We start from the raw sequence: 16,983 nt of genomic DNA on the forward strand, positions 1-16,983 counted from the left end.
CCCATGAGTGAGATTTCAGCCCAGGCTCCCAGAGGGCGCCTCGCCAAGATCATCGATTCCGATATCTTTTATTCCTACCGCACCTCGCCGGTGGCCATTGTCGCCTCGATCGTTGCGGTGGTGCTGATCCTGGCAGCCATCCTGGCGCCCTGGATCGCCCCCTACGATCCGTTCAATCCGCGCACGCTCAATCTGATGGACGGATTCACCCCGCCCATGAGCGAGAGCTTTGCCGGTAATTACTTTCTTCTGGGCGCCGACCATCAGGGCCGCGATGTGCTCTCGACCATCCTGCACGGCTCCCGCGTATCGCTGTTCGTCGGCCTTTCGGCCACCATTTTCGCCATGGTGCTGGGGGTCGGGCTGGGGCTCGTCGCCGGCTATCGCGGCGGGCTGGTCGATGCCATCATCATGCGCATCGCCGATATCCAGCTTTCGTTCCCGGCCATCCTGATCGCGCTTTTGATCTTTGGCGTGGCGCGCGGGCTGATCCCGCCCAGCCAGCAGGAAAACACCGCGCTCGTGGTGCTGATCCTTGCCATCGGGCTTTCCAACTGGGCCCAGTTCGCCCGCACGGTACGCGGGGCGACCATGGTCGAGCGGCAGAAGGACTATGTGTCTGCGGCCCGCATCATGGGCGTCAATCCCATCATTATCCTCGTGCGTCACATCCTGCCCAACGTGGTGGGGCCGGTGCTGGTGATCGCCACCATCGGGCTGGCGCTCGCCATCATCGAAGAGGCGACATTGTCCTTCCTGGGGGTGGGCGTGCCCCCAACCCAGCCCTCCCTCGGAACGCTGATCCGCATCGGCCAGCAATTCCTGTTCTCGGGCGAATGGTGGATCCTGTTCTTCCCCGCCGTGACGCTTGTCCTTCTTGCCTTGTCGGTCAACCTGCTCGGTGACTGGCTGCGCGATGCGCTCAACCCGAGGCTGCGCTGATGACTGAACCGCTTCTGTCCGTAAAGGACCTCAAGGTCGTCTTCCACCTGCGGCGTGGGGATTTCACCGCCGTCGACGGGATTTCCTTCGATATCATGCCCGGCGAAGTGCTGGGCGTGGTCGGAGAATCGGGGGCCGGCAAATCGATGACCGGCACCGCCATCATGGGGCTGGTCGACCGGCCCGGCGAGGTGAGCGCCGCCGAAATCAAATTGAAGGGCGAGCGCATCGACAGGCTCGACGAGGAAGGCTACCGCAAGATTCGCGGTCGCCGGATCGGCATGGTGTTCCAGGATCCGCTGACCTCGCTCAACCCGCTCTATACGGTGGGCGAGCAATTGATCGAGACCATCCGCCGTCACCTGCCGATGTCGCAGGACCAGGCAAGAAAGCGCGCCATCGAGCTTTTGACCGATGCGGGCATCCCCAATCCGGAAGAACGTATCAACGCCTATCCGCACCAGTTTTCGGGCGGCATGCGCCAGCGCGTGGTGATCTCGCTGGCGCTGGCCGCCGAGCCCGAACTGGTGATCGCCGACGAACCCACATCGGCGCTCGACGTTTCGGTGCAGGCCCAGATCATCAAGGTTTTGAAGCGCCTGTGTGCCGAGCGCGGCGTGGCGGTGATGCTGATTACCCACGATATGGGGGTGATCGCCGAGGCGGCCGACCGCATGATCGTGATGAACAAGGGCAAGATCGTCGAGACGGGAACGGTGGGCGACATCATCCACCGGCCCAAGGAGCCTTATACCCAAAAGCTGATCGAGGCGATTCCGTCGATCAAGGCGCAGAATCCGCGATTTGCAGCCGCCGCCGCGCAAGGGGGCGGTTTCGCTTCGGAAAAAACCGATGCGCCACTGGTGGTTGTCGAGGGACTGTCCAAGGAATTCGACCTCTCGCCCTCGATGCTGAGCCGGGTGTTCGGCGGCAGCCGCAAGATCGTCAAGGCGGTCAACGATGTGTCCTTTTCGATCCAGAAGGGCCAGACCTATGGCCTGGTGGGTGAATCGGGATCGGGCAAATCGACTTGCGCGCGCATGCTGGTGGGACTGCTCGAGCCCACGGCAGGCTCGGTCAAGCTCGAGGGTACCGACATCTGGCGCGACAGGGATGCGCTGGCCAAGCGGCGTTCGAAAATCCAGATGATCTTCCAGGACCCCTATGCCAGCCTCAATCCGCGTTGGCGGGTGGGCGAGATCATCGCCGAGCCGATGCGGGCGCTGGGGATTTCGCGCAATGGAAGCGAGATCGGCGATCGGGTGGCAGACCTTCTGCGCCGCGTACGGCTGGACCCCGAGGCGATGCGGAAATATCCGCATGAGTTCTCGGGCGGGCAGCGCCAGCGCATCGCCATCGCCCGGGCGCTTTCGAGCCAGCCCGAATTCATCATCTGCGACGAGCCGACTTCGGCTCTGGACGTTTCGGTTCAGGCCCAGGTGCTCGAATTGATGAGCCAGCTCCAGGAGGAGTTCGGGCTGACCTATCTGCTGATCAGCCACAACCTGGCGGTGGTGCGTCAGATGGCGGACGCGGTGGGCGTGCTCCACAATGGCGTACTGGTCGAAAACGGGCCGGTCGAGGACATCTTCGGAGCGCCCAAGGCCGACTACACCAAGATGCTGCTCGACGCGGTGCCCGATATCGCCAAGGTGGCGTAGGCGCCGCCCAAAACCCGCCACGATTGAAGCGCCCCATCGGCTTCGCGCCGGGGGGCGTTTTTTGTTTGGGGACCGAACCATGCTCACATTTTCGCGTATCGTCGCCGCGCTTCTTATCGCCATCGGCATCGCGCTGGCCGGCTGGCTGGGAGGACAGGCGTTGATCGAATCGCGCCAGCCGATCCGGACGGTAACGGTCAAAGGGCTGTCCGAGCGCAATGTGATGGCCAATATCGCCCATTGGCCGATCAAGTTCGTGGCGACCGGCCCCACGCTCGAGGATGCGCGGGCGCAACTGGAAGCCTCCGACGCTGCGGTGCGCGAGTTCCTGACCGGCGCGGGTTTTCCCGAGGATGCGATGAATGTCCAGAATATCCTCGTCGAGGACCGGCTGGCCGGCTACAACGCCTCGGGCACTCCGGACGAGGCGCGGTTCGTTCTGACCGAGGAGTTCATCGTCACATCTGAGGATGTGGAGGCGATCGCGACGGCCTCGCGCAATATCGGCGATCTGCTGCGCGCCGGGGTGGTGTTTTCCTCGGACAGCTACAATGCAGGTCCGAGCTACATCTTTACCGCGCTTAACGATCTAAAGACGGACATGCTGGCCGAGGCCACCCAAAGAGCGCGCGAGGCGGCCGAACAGTTCGCGGCCGAAGCCGGTGCCGAGGTGGGGACGATCCAGACGGCGAACCAGGGCGTGTTCGAGATATTGGCGGCGGTGGAAATCCCCGATCAACGGCCGGAAAAGCAGATGGAAAAGAAGGTACGGGTGGTGACGACGATCACCTACTTCCTCGAGTAGGTGAGGATACACCGGACGGTGGTGGGGGAGAGGCTGCTGCTGGATTCCGGGAACATGTCCCGGATTGACAGGGGGATTGTACCCGATCCGCCAAACCGCTCGCGAGTATCTTGTGGGCGACGCCGGGCTGTCCACCTCTTCAGCGGCTTCGATAGGAAGCGGGTCTCCGGATCAAGCCCGAGGGCGACGAGAGGAGAGGGGGCGGGCGGGGGTAAGCGCGTTCATGGAAACGCGGTGCGCCCCCGTGAGGCAGAGTTAGGCCGCGCAGGCGCGGCATTCGCCGCGGATTTCCATTGTGGTGCGCTTCATGACGAACCCTTCGCGGTCGGCCCAGGCATTAAGACGGTCGCGGACGACATCGTCGGAGAATTCGGAAACCTGACCGCATTTTTCGCAAATGGCGAAGGCGATGAGCCCTGAGGCGTGGCAATGGGGCTGGGCGCAGGCGACGAAGGCGTTCATCGATTCCAGGCGGTGGGCGAGACCCATGTCCAGGAGCTTGTCGAGAGCGCGATAGACTTGGAGCGGGGCGCGCAGGCCTTCATCGCGCAACTGGTCGAGCAGGGCGTAGGCGCTCATAGGCGCTTCGGCCTTTTCCAGCCGGTCGAGAACCAGCGATTGATTGCGGGTGAGATCGGTATGGGCGATCATTGCGAGACGGCTCCTTTGGATCCGGCAGCGGAATTGGAGTCGGCATTAGCCGGAAACGCTTCGATGGGCAGAATCGAGGTTATGGCGAAAACGCCGAGCGCCGCAACCACGATCGAGGGGCCCGAGGGCGTATCGAAATGGAGCGAGGCCCACAGGCCGGCGAGCACGGCGGCAACGCCGCCCAGGGCGGCATAAAGCGCCATTTGCTCGGGGGTCCGGGCCAGCCGGCGAGCGGCGGTGGCGGGGATGATCAGCATGGCGGTGATGAGCAGCACGCCAAGAATCTTCATGGCGATGGCGATCAGCCCGGCCAACAGCACCATGAAGATCAGCCGCGTGCGCTCGGGGTTGAGCCCTTCGGCCTGGGCGATTTCCTCGGAAACCGTGCCGGCGAGCATGGGCCGCCAGAGGCAGCCCAGAACGGCCAGGACGGCGATGCCGCCGCCATAGATCAGCGCCAGATCGGTGACCGAGACGGCGAGAATGTCGCCGAACAAAAGCCCCATCAGATCGATGCGCACATGCGGCATCAGCGACACCAGCACCAGGCCCAGCGCCAGGGTGGAGTGGCTCAAAAGCCCGAGAAGGGAGTCGGCTGAAAGCGTGCCGCGGCGCTGCAGGAAACCGAGCAGCAGGGCGATTAGCACGGCGATGGCAAAGACGCCCGCGATGGGGGAAAAGGAAAAGAACAGGGCCAGGGCAACCCCGAGAATGGCCGAATGGGCCATGGTGTCACCGAAATAGGCCATGCGCCGCCAGACGATGAAACTGCCCAGCGGCCCGGTGACCGCCGCCAGCCCCACGCCGGCGAGAAGCGCGCGGGTGAAAAAGCTCTCAAGCATGCTTATGGCCCTCATGCTCGCAATGGGGCCCATGGGCGTGGTGATCGAAATGAAGCTGGCCGGTGGCATCGCGCACCGATCCGTCGGGAAGGTGGGCGTGGTCGTGCTCATGGCGGTAGAAGGCCAGCGTCTGGGCGGCGCGCGGGCCGAACAGGGCCGCATATTCGCCGCTGGCGGCCACGGTCTCGGGCGAACCCTGGCAGCAGACATGTCCGTTGAGACAAATCACCGTATCGGTGCGGGCCATCACCACATGCAGATCGTGGGAGATGAGCAGGACGCCGCAGCCGGTCTGGTCACGGATGGTGCCGATGAGGTCGTAAAGCGCCACTTCGCCGGAGAAATCGACGCCCTGGACGGGCTCGTCGAGAACAAGCAGATCGGGCTTGCCGATGATGGCGCGGGCGATGAGCGCGCGCTGGAATTCCCCGCCCGAAAGGGAATGGACCTGGGCGCGGGCGAGATGGGGGATGCCGACGATGGCAAGCGCCTCGGCGATCTCGGACTTGCCGTGCCGACCGGTCAATCCCATCAGCCGCTCGACCGTCATGGGAAGAGAGCGGTCCATGGCGATTTTTTGCGGCACATAGCCGATTTTGAGTCTTGGCGCGCGCCAGACGGTGCCTTCGTCGGGTTTTAGGATGCCCAGCGCGGTCTTGACCGTGGTTGACTTGCCCGAGCCATTGGGGCCGATCAGGGTCACGATCTCGCCGCGGGCGATGGCCATATCGACCCCGCGCACCAGCCAGCGGCCGTCGCGGGCAACGCCGATGCCCTGGACCTTGACGATATCGTCGCGTTGGGGCGCCACGAAATTTTTCATGCCTTGTTCAGCCCTTGTTGGCTGCGGAGTCCGGGCAGCAGGCGGGCAACCAGTTGGCTCGGACGCGCGTTTAGCGGATTGACAGCGATAGCAACGTTATAGCATTACATCGCAGTGTAATGTCATAACATAGTTGCCCGGAGCCGTTCCGACAATGCCCAATAAAGTCCTTTGTGCTCTTGCGCCTGCCATCGCGGCGCTTTTTTCAGCCACGCCGGCTCTGGCCGCGCCTCAGGTGGTCGCCACCATCAAGCCGCTGCACTCGCTGGTTTCCGGCGTCATGGAGGGCGTGGGCGAGCCGCTATTGCTGATCGAGGGCGCAGCCAGCCCGCACGGGTTTTCCATGCGCCCGTCAGACGCCGCCAAGCTCGAAAGCGCCGAGATCGTCTTCTGGATCGGGGAGGGCATGGAAACCTTTCTCGCCGGGCCGCTGGACACGCTGGCCTCGGACGCAACGCAAGTCGAGATGATGGCGGTGGAAGGGATTTCCATTCTTCCGTTGCGCGAAGGCGGGCTGTTCGAACCCCATAGCCACGGGGACGAGGATCACGCCCATGGCGAAGGTGAGGCGCACGATCACGACCATCACCATGAGCACGGGGACGCTCATATCTGGCTCGATCCGCAGAATGCCCGGCTGATGGTGGCGGCGATTGCCGATGCGTTGATCGCGGCCGACCCGGACAACGCCGAGGCCTATAATGCCAATGGCCAGGAGTTGGCAGCTCGTCTCGACCAACTCCAGCAGGAGATCGATGCACAGATCGCGCCGGCGCGGGGCAAGCCGTTCTTCGTCTTCCATGATGCCTATCATGCCTTCGAGAACCGCTTCGATATCGAAGCGACCGGCAGCTTTACGGTCAATCCCGAAGTCTCGCCCGGTGCCGGCCGGCTGACGGAAATCCAGGGTGTCGTGGCCGAGACGGGCGCTGCTTGCCTGTTCGCCGAACCGCAATTTTCTCCGCAGGTGATCGAAACGGTAGCCGAGGGAACCGGTGCCCGGATCGGAACGCTCGATCCGCTCGGCGCCGAGATCGCGGACGGACCGGATCTCTATTTCACGCTGATCGAAACCATGGCGACCAGCCTTACAGATTGCCTCGCCGACTGATCCGGTTTGCCTGCCGGATCGGCTTGGCCGGGGCATCAGGGACGGGAGCTTGCGGTGAGCTCCCGTCCCGCCCTCCTTCTCCAAAGATACTGCGCTGCCGGGACCCCTCTGGCCTTGGCTTTGCAAAATTTTGTTATGTTATACCATTTAGAAAGGAAGACGAAATGCGTTCAATCTCCTTGCACGCCGCGCTGTTGGCCGGCCTGGCCCTGCCCGGTTCGGTTCTGGCCGATGAGGTGACCCTTTATCGCGCCTTCGTCGCCGATCAGGCCGAGAACACGGTCAGCGTCGTCGATCTCGAGGCCGGCGAAGTGATCGAGGCCTTCACGCTCGAAGGGCCGGCGCGGCTCTATGGGACCTCGAGCGGGCAGACCGTCTTTGCCGTCCAGGGCGACAACGATATCGTGCAGGCGATCTCGACCGGGGTCGTGATCGACGATCACGGGGACCACGGCGATATCGAGATCAGCGACCCCAGCCTCATCGACGGTTCGGTCGAGGGTGACTATCCGGTCCACTTCGTTGAGCATCACGGACAGATCGCGCTGTTTTTCGACAATGAAGGAGTGGCCAAGATCATCGATGAATCCGGTTTCGGGACCGATGAACCGCGGGTTGTCTCTTCGAGCGCGCCCCATCACGGGGTCGCGGCGGCCTATGGCGACCATGTGCTGATCACCGAGCCGCATCCGGAAGACCCGTCCAATCTGCCCGTGGGGATCAATGTCCTTGACGGTGACGACAACCCGATCGGGGAAACCCATGCATGTCCCGGTTTGCATGGGGAGGCAAGCTCGGGCAATCTGCTCGCCATCGCTTGCGAAACCGGGCTGCTGCTGGTCACCGACAGCGCCGAAGGGCCGCAGGTGAGCCATCTCCCCTATGCCGACGATCTGCCCGAGGGCAAGGTTTCCACGCTCCTGGGCGGGGTCGGCATTCAGTACTTCCTGGGCAATTTCGGTGCCGACCGGGTGGTGGTGATCGACCCGGCGGAAGAAAGCTTCAACCTCATCGACTTGCCCACGCGCCGGGTTCACTTCGCTGTCGATAACGTGCGGCCGCAATATGCCTATATCTTCACCGAGGACGGCGATTTGCACCGGCTCAATACGCTTTCGGGGCAATTCGAGGGCAAGCTGACGCTGACCGAACCCTATTCCATGGACGGCCATTGGGCCGATCCGCGGCCGCGCATCGCGGTGGCGGGCGATGAAATCCTGGTGACCGACCCGAGGGAGAGCACCATTCACCGCGTCGACGCGCAAGCGTTCGAGCCGGCGGGCGGGATCGCCGTGCCCGGATTGCCCTATGAAATCGTCGTCGCCGGCGGTTCGGGCGCTGTCCACTGATCTTGAGAGGCCGCCTCCGGGCGGCCTTTTACTTGATGGGCCCCTTGAAGATGAAGAAGGCACCCAGGGCGATAAAGCCGAAGCCCAGGACGTGGTTGAGGGTGAATTTTTCGCCCAGATAGAAGATGGCAAAGAGCGCGAAGACCGAAAGCGAGATCACTTCCTGAATGGTCTTGAGTTCGGCGGCTGAGTAGACGCCATAGCCGATCCGGTTGGCAGGCACGGCGAGCCAGTATTCAAAAAAGGCGATGCCCCAGCTCACCAGCACGACCGTCCAAAGCGCTGTGGCGGGGAATTTCAGATGCCCGTACCAAGCGAAGGTCATAAAGACGTTCGAGGCGATGAGCAGGAGGATGGGAGCGAAAAGGGAAGCGAGCGAAGGGGTTGCAGCAAGGGTGGCGGGCATCGATGGGGCTCACGCAAAAGCCCGCCACGATGGCGGGCTGGCATGGGCCTATCCAGTGCGCCTGAGCGGGGGAAAATCAAGCGCAATGTTAAGAAAAAGAGCAACCGTCGAGACGTTGGCAAGCGCTGCTGCTGGATTCCGGGAATAAATCCCGGAATAACATGGTGGTGGGGAGGTGAGCGGTGCCTGGAACGACCGCCTGCATTGGATCATTTCTAAACTTCGCCCCTGATGTGCGGGCGCACCTTGCCGCGGTAGAACTCGGTGAGCTGGGCGTGCACCTCGCTCGAAAGCTCGGGCAGGTCGCTCGCTTCCGCATTGACGCCGATCTGCTCGGGGTTGGAGACGCCGGTGATGATGGTGGATACCGCGTCATGATCCAAGATCCAGCGCAGGGCGAAAAGGCTCATGCGCTGACCTTCGGGCACGAAGCCGCGCAATTGGTCGGCAAGGTCGACCCCGGTTTCGAACGGGATGCCGCCGAAGGTTTCCCCGACCGAAAAGGCCTGCCCGTCGCGATTGTAGCTGCGGTGGTCGGTGGGGGAGAATTCGGTCTCGCGCGTGTATTTGCCAGAGAGCAGGCCCGACGCGAGGGGGAGGCGCACGATGATACCGACATCGCGCTGCTTGGCCTTTTCCAGCAGCCCGTCGGCGGCGTCCTGGCGGAAGAGGTTGAAGATGATCTGCAGGGTGGAGAGCCCATCCTGCTCAAGGCAGATCTCGGCCTCTTCGATGGTTTCGACGCTGGCGCCCCAGTTTTTAACGAGACCCTCGGCCTGAAGCTCATCCATCCAGGAAAAGATCTCGCCGGCTTCGAGCACGTCGCGCGGCACGCAATGGAGCTGGGCAAGGTCGATGGTATCGACGAGCAGCCGGCGCGCCGATTCCTCGAGGCTGTCCTTGATGCCGCCCTTTGTGTACTTGTCCGGGTAGAGCGCGGACGAGCGGCCGACCTTGGTGGCGACCACCAGATCTTCGGGCTTGCCGTAAAAGGTGCCGATGCGGTGTTCGGAGAGCCCATTGCCATAGACGTCGGCGGTGTCCCAGAAATTGACGCCCAGCCGGGCGGCGTTGGCGAGAATGGTCGAGGCCTCGGTGTCTTCGATCGGTCCGAAATCGCCCCCCAATTGCCAGCAGCCCAGCCCGATTTCCGAAACCCAAAGGCCCGTTTTCCCCAACCGCCGCATCTTCATGGTCGTCGTCTCTCCGGTTTGCCGTTTCGTGATAAGCGAGCCCGCCCCCCGATGCAATTGACTCGAACTTAATGGGCGTGTCAGAGGTTAAACCGTGTTGGTTCCCCTTTCGTTGCAAGAGTCGGGAGGGGAAGCAAAAGGGAACACGGTGCGGACGACCCTTGACGGGGCCAATGCCGTGGCTGCCCCCGCAACTGTAAGTCGCGATGGATCATCTCCGAAACGCCACTGGCCGACATGGCCGGGAAGGGGAGGCGATCCGGCCGAGCGGCGAGCCAGGAGACCTGCCAGCACGTCCGGACGCGGCTTTCAAACGGGAGCCTCGTGCATCACTCAATTCCCGCGTCGGGTGGACGCGCAAGAGGCTTAAACTATGACAGAGACTAAGATTCCGACCACCGTGATCACGGGGTTCCTGGGCGCCGGCAAGACGACGCTGGTGCGCCACCTGCTCGGCCACGCCAAGGGCAAGCGCATCGCGCTCATCATCAACGAATTCGGCGATATCGGGGTGGATAAAGATGTCCTTGCGGGGTGCGGTGACGAGACGTGCCGCGAAGAGGACATGATCGAACTGGCGAATGGCTGCATCTGCTGTACGGTGGCCGACGATTTCATCCCCACCATGAAGGCGATCCTCGCCCGGCCCGATCGGCCGGACCATATCGTCATCGAAACCTCGGGGCTCGCCCTGCCCCAGCCGCTGATCCGCGCCTTCAACTGGCCCGAGATCAAGGCGGAAGTGACGATCGACGGCGTTGTGACTGTTGCCGACGCGGCGGCGCTCGCCGAGGGGCGGTTCGCCGCCAATGAAGCGGCAGTGGACGCCCAGCGCCGACTCGACGAGATGCTCGACCACGACACCCCGCTGGGCGAATTGTTCGAGGACCAGCTGGTGGCCGCCGACATGATCGTGCTCAATAAGACCGACCTTGTGGACGAGGCCGTGCTCGATGCCGTGGAGGCCCAATTGCGCAAGCATATGCGCAAGGGCACCTCCATTGTGCGGGCGGCCAACGGGCATGTGGATGCCATGGCGCTTCTGGGCCTGGGGATCGGGTCCGAAGATGATCTTTCCGGCCGCGAAAGCCATCATGAGATGGATCATGGCGGGGAAGGCCACGAGCACGACGATTTCGATTCCTTTTCGGTGACGCTGCCGTCCGGGCCGGGGCGCGACCAGTTGCTGACGGCGATCGCCGACACCATCGCCACCCATGACGTGCTGCGCCTCAAAGGCTTTGCCGCCATCCCCGGCGCCAAGGCGCGGCTGGCCATCCAGGCGGTAGGGCCGAGGGTTAACGCCTATTTCGACCGAGAATGGAATGCCGATGAAGAACGGCTCACCCGCCTCGTCGTGATCGGGGAAAGCCCGCTGGCGCGCGAAGAGATTGAAGCGAGCCTCCAGAAGGTGATGCAGGCCGCCTGATTGGGCGTCACGCTAACCGCCTCGATTCCGGTTTATCCTCGCTTTCGGGCGGATCGGTACAATCCGTCCGCAAGCGGCAACCGGTAGGAGCATGGCCCATGGCTCGCGAACAGATCAGCTTTACCACCTGCAATCTCTATAACCTCAACAGGCCCGGCCTTCCCATCTATCAGGGCGAGGGCTGGACCCAGGTCCAGTATGACGAAAAGATCTCCTGGCTGGGCATCGCGCTCGAGGTGATGGCGGCAGACGTGATCGGCTTTCAAGAACTCTGGCATGCCGGGGCGCTCGACGACGCGCTGATGGCGGCGGGGTTGGAGACCAGTCACAGAGCGCTGGTGCCCCAGGGACACGAGGGGCAGGGCATCGTCTGCGCGGCGGCGGTGCGTTCCGAATGGCTGGTGGGCGAGCCCGAATGGATCGCCGATTTCCCCGAAAATTTCCGGCTGCAAAGCCAGGGCGACGATCCGCAGACGCCCCAGATCGATGTTTCCATCGACAGGTTCTCGCGTCCGGTGCTCCACTTCACCATCCAGCCGGTGGAAACCCAGCAGCCGATCGCGGTCTATGTCTGTCATCTCAAATCAAAATCCCCGACCCAGGTCTACCGCGAAAGCTGGTATGAGCGCGAAATCCATTCGCCCTATTCCACAGCGCTCGGCTATGCGATTTCGACCATCCGCCGCACGGCGGAGGCTGCGGCGCTGCGCATGATGCTGATCGAGCGAATGCGCGGCAACGACATGCCGGTGATCGTGCTCGGCGACATCAACGACGAGACACTGTCCAACACCGCCAATGTCTTGACCGGCCAGCCGCGCTACCTGCTGGGGCTCTCGGCGGGCGGCGGGGACGCCTCGCTCTATACAGCCCAGACGCTGCAGCAATATCGCTCGACGCGCGATGTCTATTACACCCACATCTTCCAGAACGAGCGCACTTCGCTCGACCATATTCTGGTGAGCCAGGAGTTCTACGACAATTCGCGGCGGCGCATCTGGTCGTTCCAGGGGCTCGATATCCTCAATGACCATCTGAACCGCGACGATCATCGGGAAACCGGCACCACCGATCACGGCATCGTCCGCGCGACGTTCCAGCTCCAGCCCGCACAGGTCGTCTAGCCCATGCACCTTCTCGCCGCACAAGCCGGAGCATTGCAGCAAGAGGGCGAGGCCATCGACCTCGCCCAAACGCCGGGGGCGTTCGCCTTTGCCTCTTCGGCCGATAGCGAGCTGGCCATGCTGGCGGCGGCGGCGGACCGGGCCGGCGAGGAGGGTCTGCGGCTGGCCAATCTGATGCGGCTGACGCATAATTTCTCCGTCGATCTCTGGTGCGAGGATACGCTTTCCCACGCCAGCCTGATCGTCATCCGGCTGATCGGCGGGGCAGCTTACTGGCCCTATGGGTGCGACGAGATCGAGATGCTGGCGCGGCGGAAGGGCATCGCGCTGGCGTTTCTGCCAGGCGATGGAAATCCCGATCCTGTGCTGCTGGGGCGCTCCACAATTGCCGAGGCCGATTGGCATGGCCTGCATCGGCTGTTCCTGGCCGGCGGACCGGACAATGCCGATTCGATCCTGGCGGTGTTTCGGGCGCTGGCGGAGGGGAGGCCGGTGCCCGAGATGGCGAAGGCATTCCCCGCGTTCGGGTTTTGGGATCGCCAGCGTGGGATTGTCCCAAGCCTTGATGCAATCGAGATAAGCTCTCCGACAGTCCCCCACCAAGAGCCCTCCTCTCCCCTTGAGGGAGAGGGAACGGGGGTGAGGGGTGCGCAGCGCCGGCTACGAGCCCAATCGGAGCGAGGCGCACTTGTTCCCATCCTCTTCTATCGCGCCGTTCTCGAAGGAGCCGGCACGGCGACGCTCGAGGCGTTGATCGATGGGCTGGAGGCACAGGGTTTGGTGCCGGTGCCGATGGTCATCTCATCGCTCAAGGCATCCGATTGCGCCCGGTTCGTGCGCGAAGCGCTGGGACAATTGCAGCCGGCGGCGGTCTTCAATCTCACCGGTTTCGCGCTGGGGGTGAACGATCTGACCCCGGAGGCCAATCCGTTCGCGCTGACCGACGCGCCGGTGATCCAGCTCGTCCAGGGTTCGCGCCCGCCGGTGATGTGGGAGGCCGATCCGCGCGGGCTGACGAGCAAGGACCTCGCCATGCAGGTCGTATTGCCCGAGATTGACGGGCGGGTGGGGACGCTGATCGTGGGCCACAAGGCGGAAGCCGTGTGGCACGGGCGGACGCAATGCCCGTTGACGTCGTTCACGCCCGAACCCGATGGGGTGCGGCGGGCGGTGGAGCTGGCGAAAAATTATGCGCGGCTGCAGGGAAAGGCTCCGGCGGAGCGCAAGATCGGACTGGTGCTGGCCAATTATCCGTTGCGTGACGGGCGGCTGGCCAATGGCGTGGGGTATGACGCGCCGCAATCGACCGTCGAAATTTTGCAGGCGCTGGCGGGGGCTGGGTATGACGTTGGTGGTCTACCGCAACCGGCGGCTGATTTGGCAGTCTCAGCGCCCCCCTCATCCGACCGCTTCGCGGCCACCTTCTCCCACCAGGGGAGAAGGGAAGCTGAGCTTGTGGACGCTTTGGAGCTGACCAAAAGAGCTCCCCTCTCCCCTGGTGGGAGAGGGGGCGGGGGTGAGGGGGGCGCTGAGCTCGCCAGGAGCGGGGGTGTTGGTGTTTTCGGCTCCGGCACCGCGTTGATCGAACATCTCCAGACAGGTCCGACCAACGCCCGGCCCCAGCATGGCACATCCGACGCGGTGATGCCGCTCGAGCGGTACAAGCAATTGTTTGCTGACCTCCATCCCTGCATCACCCAGGACGTGCCGGCGCGATGGGGGGAGCCGGAGGCCGATCCCTTCGTGCGCGGGGATGCGTTCCATTTGCCGGTCAAGGTATTCGGCAACGTCGCGATCCTGCTCCAGCCGGGGCGGGCTTACGATGTTTCCCAGGAAGAGAGCTTCCACGATCCCAATCTCGTGCCGCCTCACGCCTATATCGCCGCCTATCTGTGGCTGCGGCATGAATTCGGGATCGACGCGCTGATCCACAATGGCAAGCATGGCAATCTCGAATGGCTGCCGGGCAAGGCCAATGCGCTCGATACCGAAAGCTACCCCTCGGTGCTCTGGGGGCAGGTGCCCCATTTCTATCCCTTTATCGTCAACGATCCGGGCGAGGGCACGCAGGCCAAGCGCCGGACGGGTGCCACGATCATAGACCATCTGGTGCCGCCACTGACGCGGGCCGAAACCTATGGGCCGCTCAAGGATCTCGAAGCGCTGCTCGACGAATATTATGCGGCCATGGGGATGGACCAGCGGCGATTGGAAAGTCTCAAACGCAAGATCCTCGACTTTTCCCGCGATGCGCGGCTCGACGCGGATCTGAAACTGCCCGAGGACGAGAATGCGGCGCTCAATCAGATCGACAATTTCCTTTGTGAGCTCAAGGAGTCCCAGATCCGGGACGGGCTGCATGTCTTCGGGCGCTCGCCGCAAGGCGATTTCGAGCGTGACCTTCTGGTCGCCTTTGCCCGCGTGCCGCGCGGGGATGGCAAGGGGGGCGATGGCTCGCTGATCCGGGCGCTGGCCGATGATCTCAAACTCGGTGCCGATCCGCTCGATCTGGACTGGGCCGCCCCATGGGCCGGACCCAGGCCGGACGCGCTCGATAATGGCGGGGTGTGGCGGACCGGTGGAGATACCGTCGAACGGCTGGAAGCGCTGGCGGCGGAGCTGGTGACGGGGCGCGAGCCCGAACCCGATTGGGAGGCGGCCAGAGCCGTGCTGGAGACGATGGAGACGACGATCCGGCCGAGGCTGGCCGCCTCGGGACCGGGCGAGATCAAGGCATTGCTCGACGGGCTGGACGGGAAATTCGTCCCGCCCGGTCCATCGGGAGCGCCGACGCGGGGGCGGATCGACACGCTGCCCACGGGACGCAATTTCTATTCGGTCGACAACCGCGCCATTCCCACCCAGACGGCATGGGCGTTGGGGCAGAAAGCGGCGGACAATCTGCTCAAGCGCCACTTCCAGGATCACGGCGCCTATCCGCAGGCCATCGCCATGAGTGTCTGGGGCACGGCCAATATGCGCACCGGCGGCGACGACATCGCCCAGGCCTTGGCGCTGATCGGGGCGCGGCCCGTCTGGCAGGGCGCTTCGCTCTCGGTCATGGGCTATGAGATCATCCCGCTGGCGAAACTCGGGCGCCCCAGGGTCGATGTGACCTTGCGGATATCAGGGCTGTTCCGCGATGCCTTCCCCGCCCAGATCGCCCTGTTCGACAAGGCGGTGCGGGCCATCGGAGCGCTGGACGAGCCGGTCGAGGACAACCCGATCGCCGCCCGCATGCGCACCGATGCGCTGGCGCTGATGGAGAATGGGGCGTCCGAGCAAGACGCCGCACTGCGCGCCGGACACCGCATCTTCGGAGCCGCCCCAGGCGGCTATGGCGTCGGCGTTGGCAAGCTGGTCGAGAGCGGGAAATGGGAGGATAAGGCCGATCTCGCCGAGGCGGTAATGGCCAGCGGGCAATATGCTTATGGCGCTCATGCCGAGGGGATCGCCGAAAGAGCATTGTTCGCCGACCGGCTGCGTGGGGCCGAAGCGGTAGTGCATGTGCAGGACAATCAAGAGCACGATCTGCTCGATTCCGACCAGTACTACCAGTTCGAGGGCGGCCTTTCTGCGGCGGTCGAGACGCTGTCCGGCGCAAAGCCCGCAGCCTATCATCTCGACACCTCGCGGCCAGAAACACCCAAGGTGCGCACGCTCGAGGAAGAGGTGGCGCGGGTGATGCGGGCGCGGGTGGTCAATCCCAAATGGATCGACGGCATGAAGCGGCATGGCTATCGCGGGGCGTTCGAGATCGTCGCGACCGTCGATTTCATGTTCGGGTTCGCAGCGACCACGGGTGCGGTCAAATCGCACCATTTCGACATGGCCTTCGCCGCCTTTGTCGAGGACGAAGCGACGCGTGATTTCCTTATGACCGCGAACCGGTTCGGATACCAAGAACTGATCGAAAGATTTTCCGAAGCGCGCGAGCGCGGCTTCTGGGCGCCGCGCTCCAATTCCGCCCATGCCCTGCTCGAGGACGAGAGATGACCGATCGCCAGCCCAAAAAGACGGACACCATGACCGAGGCGGAGCGCGACGCCTACCATGCCGAAAAGATGCGCAAAAAGAAGGTGGCGCGCGACAAGCTGGTGGCTGCCAATCAGGCCGAAAAGGGTCTGCTGATCGTTCATACCGGCAAGGGCAAGGGCAAGTCGACGGCGGCGTTCGGCATGGTGTTCCGCGGCATCGCCCATGGGTTCAAGGTCGGGATCGTCCAGTTCGTCAAGGGCAAGTGGCACACCGGCGAGCGTGATATTTTGGAGCACTTCCCCGACCAGGTGTCGATCAACGCCATGGGTGACGGGTTCACCTGGGACACCCAGGACCGCCAGCGCGATTTGGCCGCTGCGCGGCAGGCTTGGGACCGGGCCAAGGAGCTGATCGCTGATCCGGACTATCAGATGGTGCTGCTCGACGAGCTCAACATCTGCCTGCGCTACGACTATCTGCCGCTCGATGAGGTGATCGAGACGCTCAAGAACAAGCCGGCCGACAAGCACGTGATCGTGACCGGCCGCAATGCCAAGGACGAGCTGATCGAGATCGCCGACCTCGTGACCGAGATGACGCTGGTCAAGCATCCCTTCCGAGAGCAGGGGGTGAAGGCTCAGGCGGGGATTGAGTTTTAGCCGTCGGCAG

14 protein-coding genes and 1 riboswitch are annotated in these 16,983 nt (G+C 63.5%); of the genes, 9 read left to right on the forward strand and 5 right to left on the reverse strand.

What is annotated here, in order from left to right; genetic code table 11:
- Positions 1-3: 3 nt before the first annotated feature.
- The 3 genes from NO932_RS01775 (at position 4) to NO932_RS01785 (ending at position 3,408) form a co-directional block, all read left to right on the forward strand.
- Positions 4-942 (forward strand): ABC transporter permease, encoded by a 939-nt coding sequence (locus NO932_RS01775; RefSeq protein ID WP_309209309.1) that lies wholly within the window; start codon positions 4-6, stop codon positions 940-942.
- On the forward strand, positions 942-2,603 hold the full coding sequence (locus tag NO932_RS01780) for an ABC transporter ATP-binding protein (RefSeq protein ID WP_309209310.1): 1,662 nt from the start codon (positions 942-944) through the stop codon (positions 2,601-2,603). Before NO932_RS01775 ends, NO932_RS01780 begins: the two co-directional genes overlap by 1 nt.
- Positions 2,604-2,682: 79 nt before the next feature.
- The gene (locus NO932_RS01785) at positions 2,683-3,408 is read left to right on the forward strand and encodes an SIMPL domain-containing protein (RefSeq protein WP_309209311.1); all 726 of its coding nucleotides are present in this window, start codon (positions 2,683-2,685) and stop codon (positions 3,406-3,408) included.
- Positions 3,409-3,663: 255 nt separating this feature from the next.
- Here the strand turns inward: NO932_RS01785 and NO932_RS01790 are convergent, their stop codons facing one another.
- Genes NO932_RS01790 through NO932_RS01800 form a run of 3 tightly spaced genes read right to left on the reverse strand, consistent with a single transcriptional unit; the run spans position 3,664 to position 5,724 of the window.
- Positions 3,664-4,059, reverse strand: coding sequence for a Fur family transcriptional regulator (locus NO932_RS01790; RefSeq protein WP_309209312.1), 396 nt, complete (start codon positions 4,057-4,059; stop codon positions 3,664-3,666).
- Positions 4,056-4,901, reverse strand: a complete 846-nt coding sequence (locus tag NO932_RS01795) for a metal ABC transporter permease (RefSeq protein WP_309209313.1) — start codon at positions 4,899-4,901, stop codon at positions 4,056-4,058. Before NO932_RS01795 ends, NO932_RS01790 begins: the two co-directional genes overlap by 4 nt.
- Positions 4,894-5,724 carry a metal ABC transporter ATP-binding protein gene (locus NO932_RS01800; protein ID WP_309209314.1) on the reverse strand — a complete coding sequence of 277 codons (831 nt, stop codon included), beginning with the start codon at positions 5,722-5,724 and terminating at the stop codon, positions 4,894-4,896. Before NO932_RS01800 ends, NO932_RS01795 begins: the two co-directional genes overlap by 8 nt.
- Positions 5,725-5,878: 154 nt before the next feature.
- On the opposite strand from NO932_RS01800, the gene znuA reads away from it, so the two are divergent.
- Both znuA and aztD read left to right on the forward strand, forming a co-directional pair.
- Positions 5,879-6,835 carry a zinc ABC transporter substrate-binding protein ZnuA gene (gene znuA / locus NO932_RS01805; RefSeq protein WP_309209315.1) on the forward strand — a complete coding sequence of 319 codons (957 nt, stop codon included), beginning with the start codon at positions 5,879-5,881 and terminating at the stop codon, positions 6,833-6,835.
- Between the two features lie 164 nt (positions 6,836-6,999).
- Positions 7,000-8,184 (forward strand): zinc metallochaperone AztD, encoded by a 1,185-nt coding sequence (gene aztD / locus NO932_RS01810; protein ID WP_309209316.1) that lies wholly within the window; start codon positions 7,000-7,002, stop codon positions 8,182-8,184.
- Positions 8,185-8,212: 28 nt separating this feature from the next.
- Here aztD and NO932_RS01815 read toward each other — a convergent pair whose 3' ends face one another.
- Both NO932_RS01815 and NO932_RS01820 read right to left on the reverse strand, forming a co-directional pair.
- Positions 8,213-8,590, reverse strand: coding sequence for a DMT family protein (locus NO932_RS01815; RefSeq protein ID WP_309209317.1), 378 nt, complete (start codon positions 8,588-8,590; stop codon positions 8,213-8,215).
- A 215-nt stretch (positions 8,591-8,805) separates the two neighbouring features.
- Entirely contained in the window at positions 8,806-9,783 is a 978-nt protein-coding gene (locus NO932_RS01820) for an aldo/keto reductase (RefSeq protein WP_309209318.1), read from the reverse strand.
- An 81-nt stretch (positions 9,784-9,864) separates the two neighbouring features.
- A riboswitch (cobalamin riboswitch) is annotated at positions 9,865-10,090 on the forward strand.
- 66 nt (positions 10,091-10,156) lie between these two features.
- Here NO932_RS01820 and cobW point away from each other — a divergent pair.
- The 4 genes from cobW to cobO all read left to right on the forward strand — a co-directional run bounded on the left by cobW (position 10,157) and on the right by cobO (position 16,973).
- A complete protein-coding gene (gene cobW, locus NO932_RS01825) occupies positions 10,157-11,212 on the forward strand; it encodes a cobalamin biosynthesis protein CobW (protein WP_309209320.1) in 1,056 nt (351 codons plus the stop codon).
- A 98-nt stretch (positions 11,213-11,310) separates the two neighbouring features.
- The gene (locus tag NO932_RS01830) at positions 11,311-12,336 is read left to right on the forward strand and encodes an endonuclease/exonuclease/phosphatase family protein (RefSeq protein ID WP_309209321.1); all 1,026 of its coding nucleotides are present in this window, start codon (positions 11,311-11,313) and stop codon (positions 12,334-12,336) included.
- 3 nt (positions 12,337-12,339) lie between these two features.
- The gene (gene cobN / locus NO932_RS01835) at positions 12,340-16,332 is read left to right on the forward strand and encodes a cobaltochelatase subunit CobN (RefSeq protein ID WP_309209322.1); all 3,993 of its coding nucleotides are present in this window, start codon (positions 12,340-12,342) and stop codon (positions 16,330-16,332) included.
- Positions 16,329-16,973 carry a cob(I)yrinic acid a,c-diamide adenosyltransferase gene (gene cobO, locus NO932_RS01840; RefSeq protein WP_309209323.1) on the forward strand — a complete coding sequence of 215 codons (645 nt, stop codon included), beginning with the start codon at positions 16,329-16,331 and terminating at the stop codon, positions 16,971-16,973. The genes cobN and cobO overlap by 4 nt, the downstream gene beginning before the upstream one ends.
- The last annotated feature ends 10 nt before the right edge of the window (positions 16,974-16,983 follow it).

Source organism: Pelagibacterium sp. 26DY04, assembly GCF_031202305.1.
Taxonomy (GTDB): Bacteria; Pseudomonadota; Alphaproteobacteria; order Rhizobiales; family Devosiaceae; genus Pelagibacterium.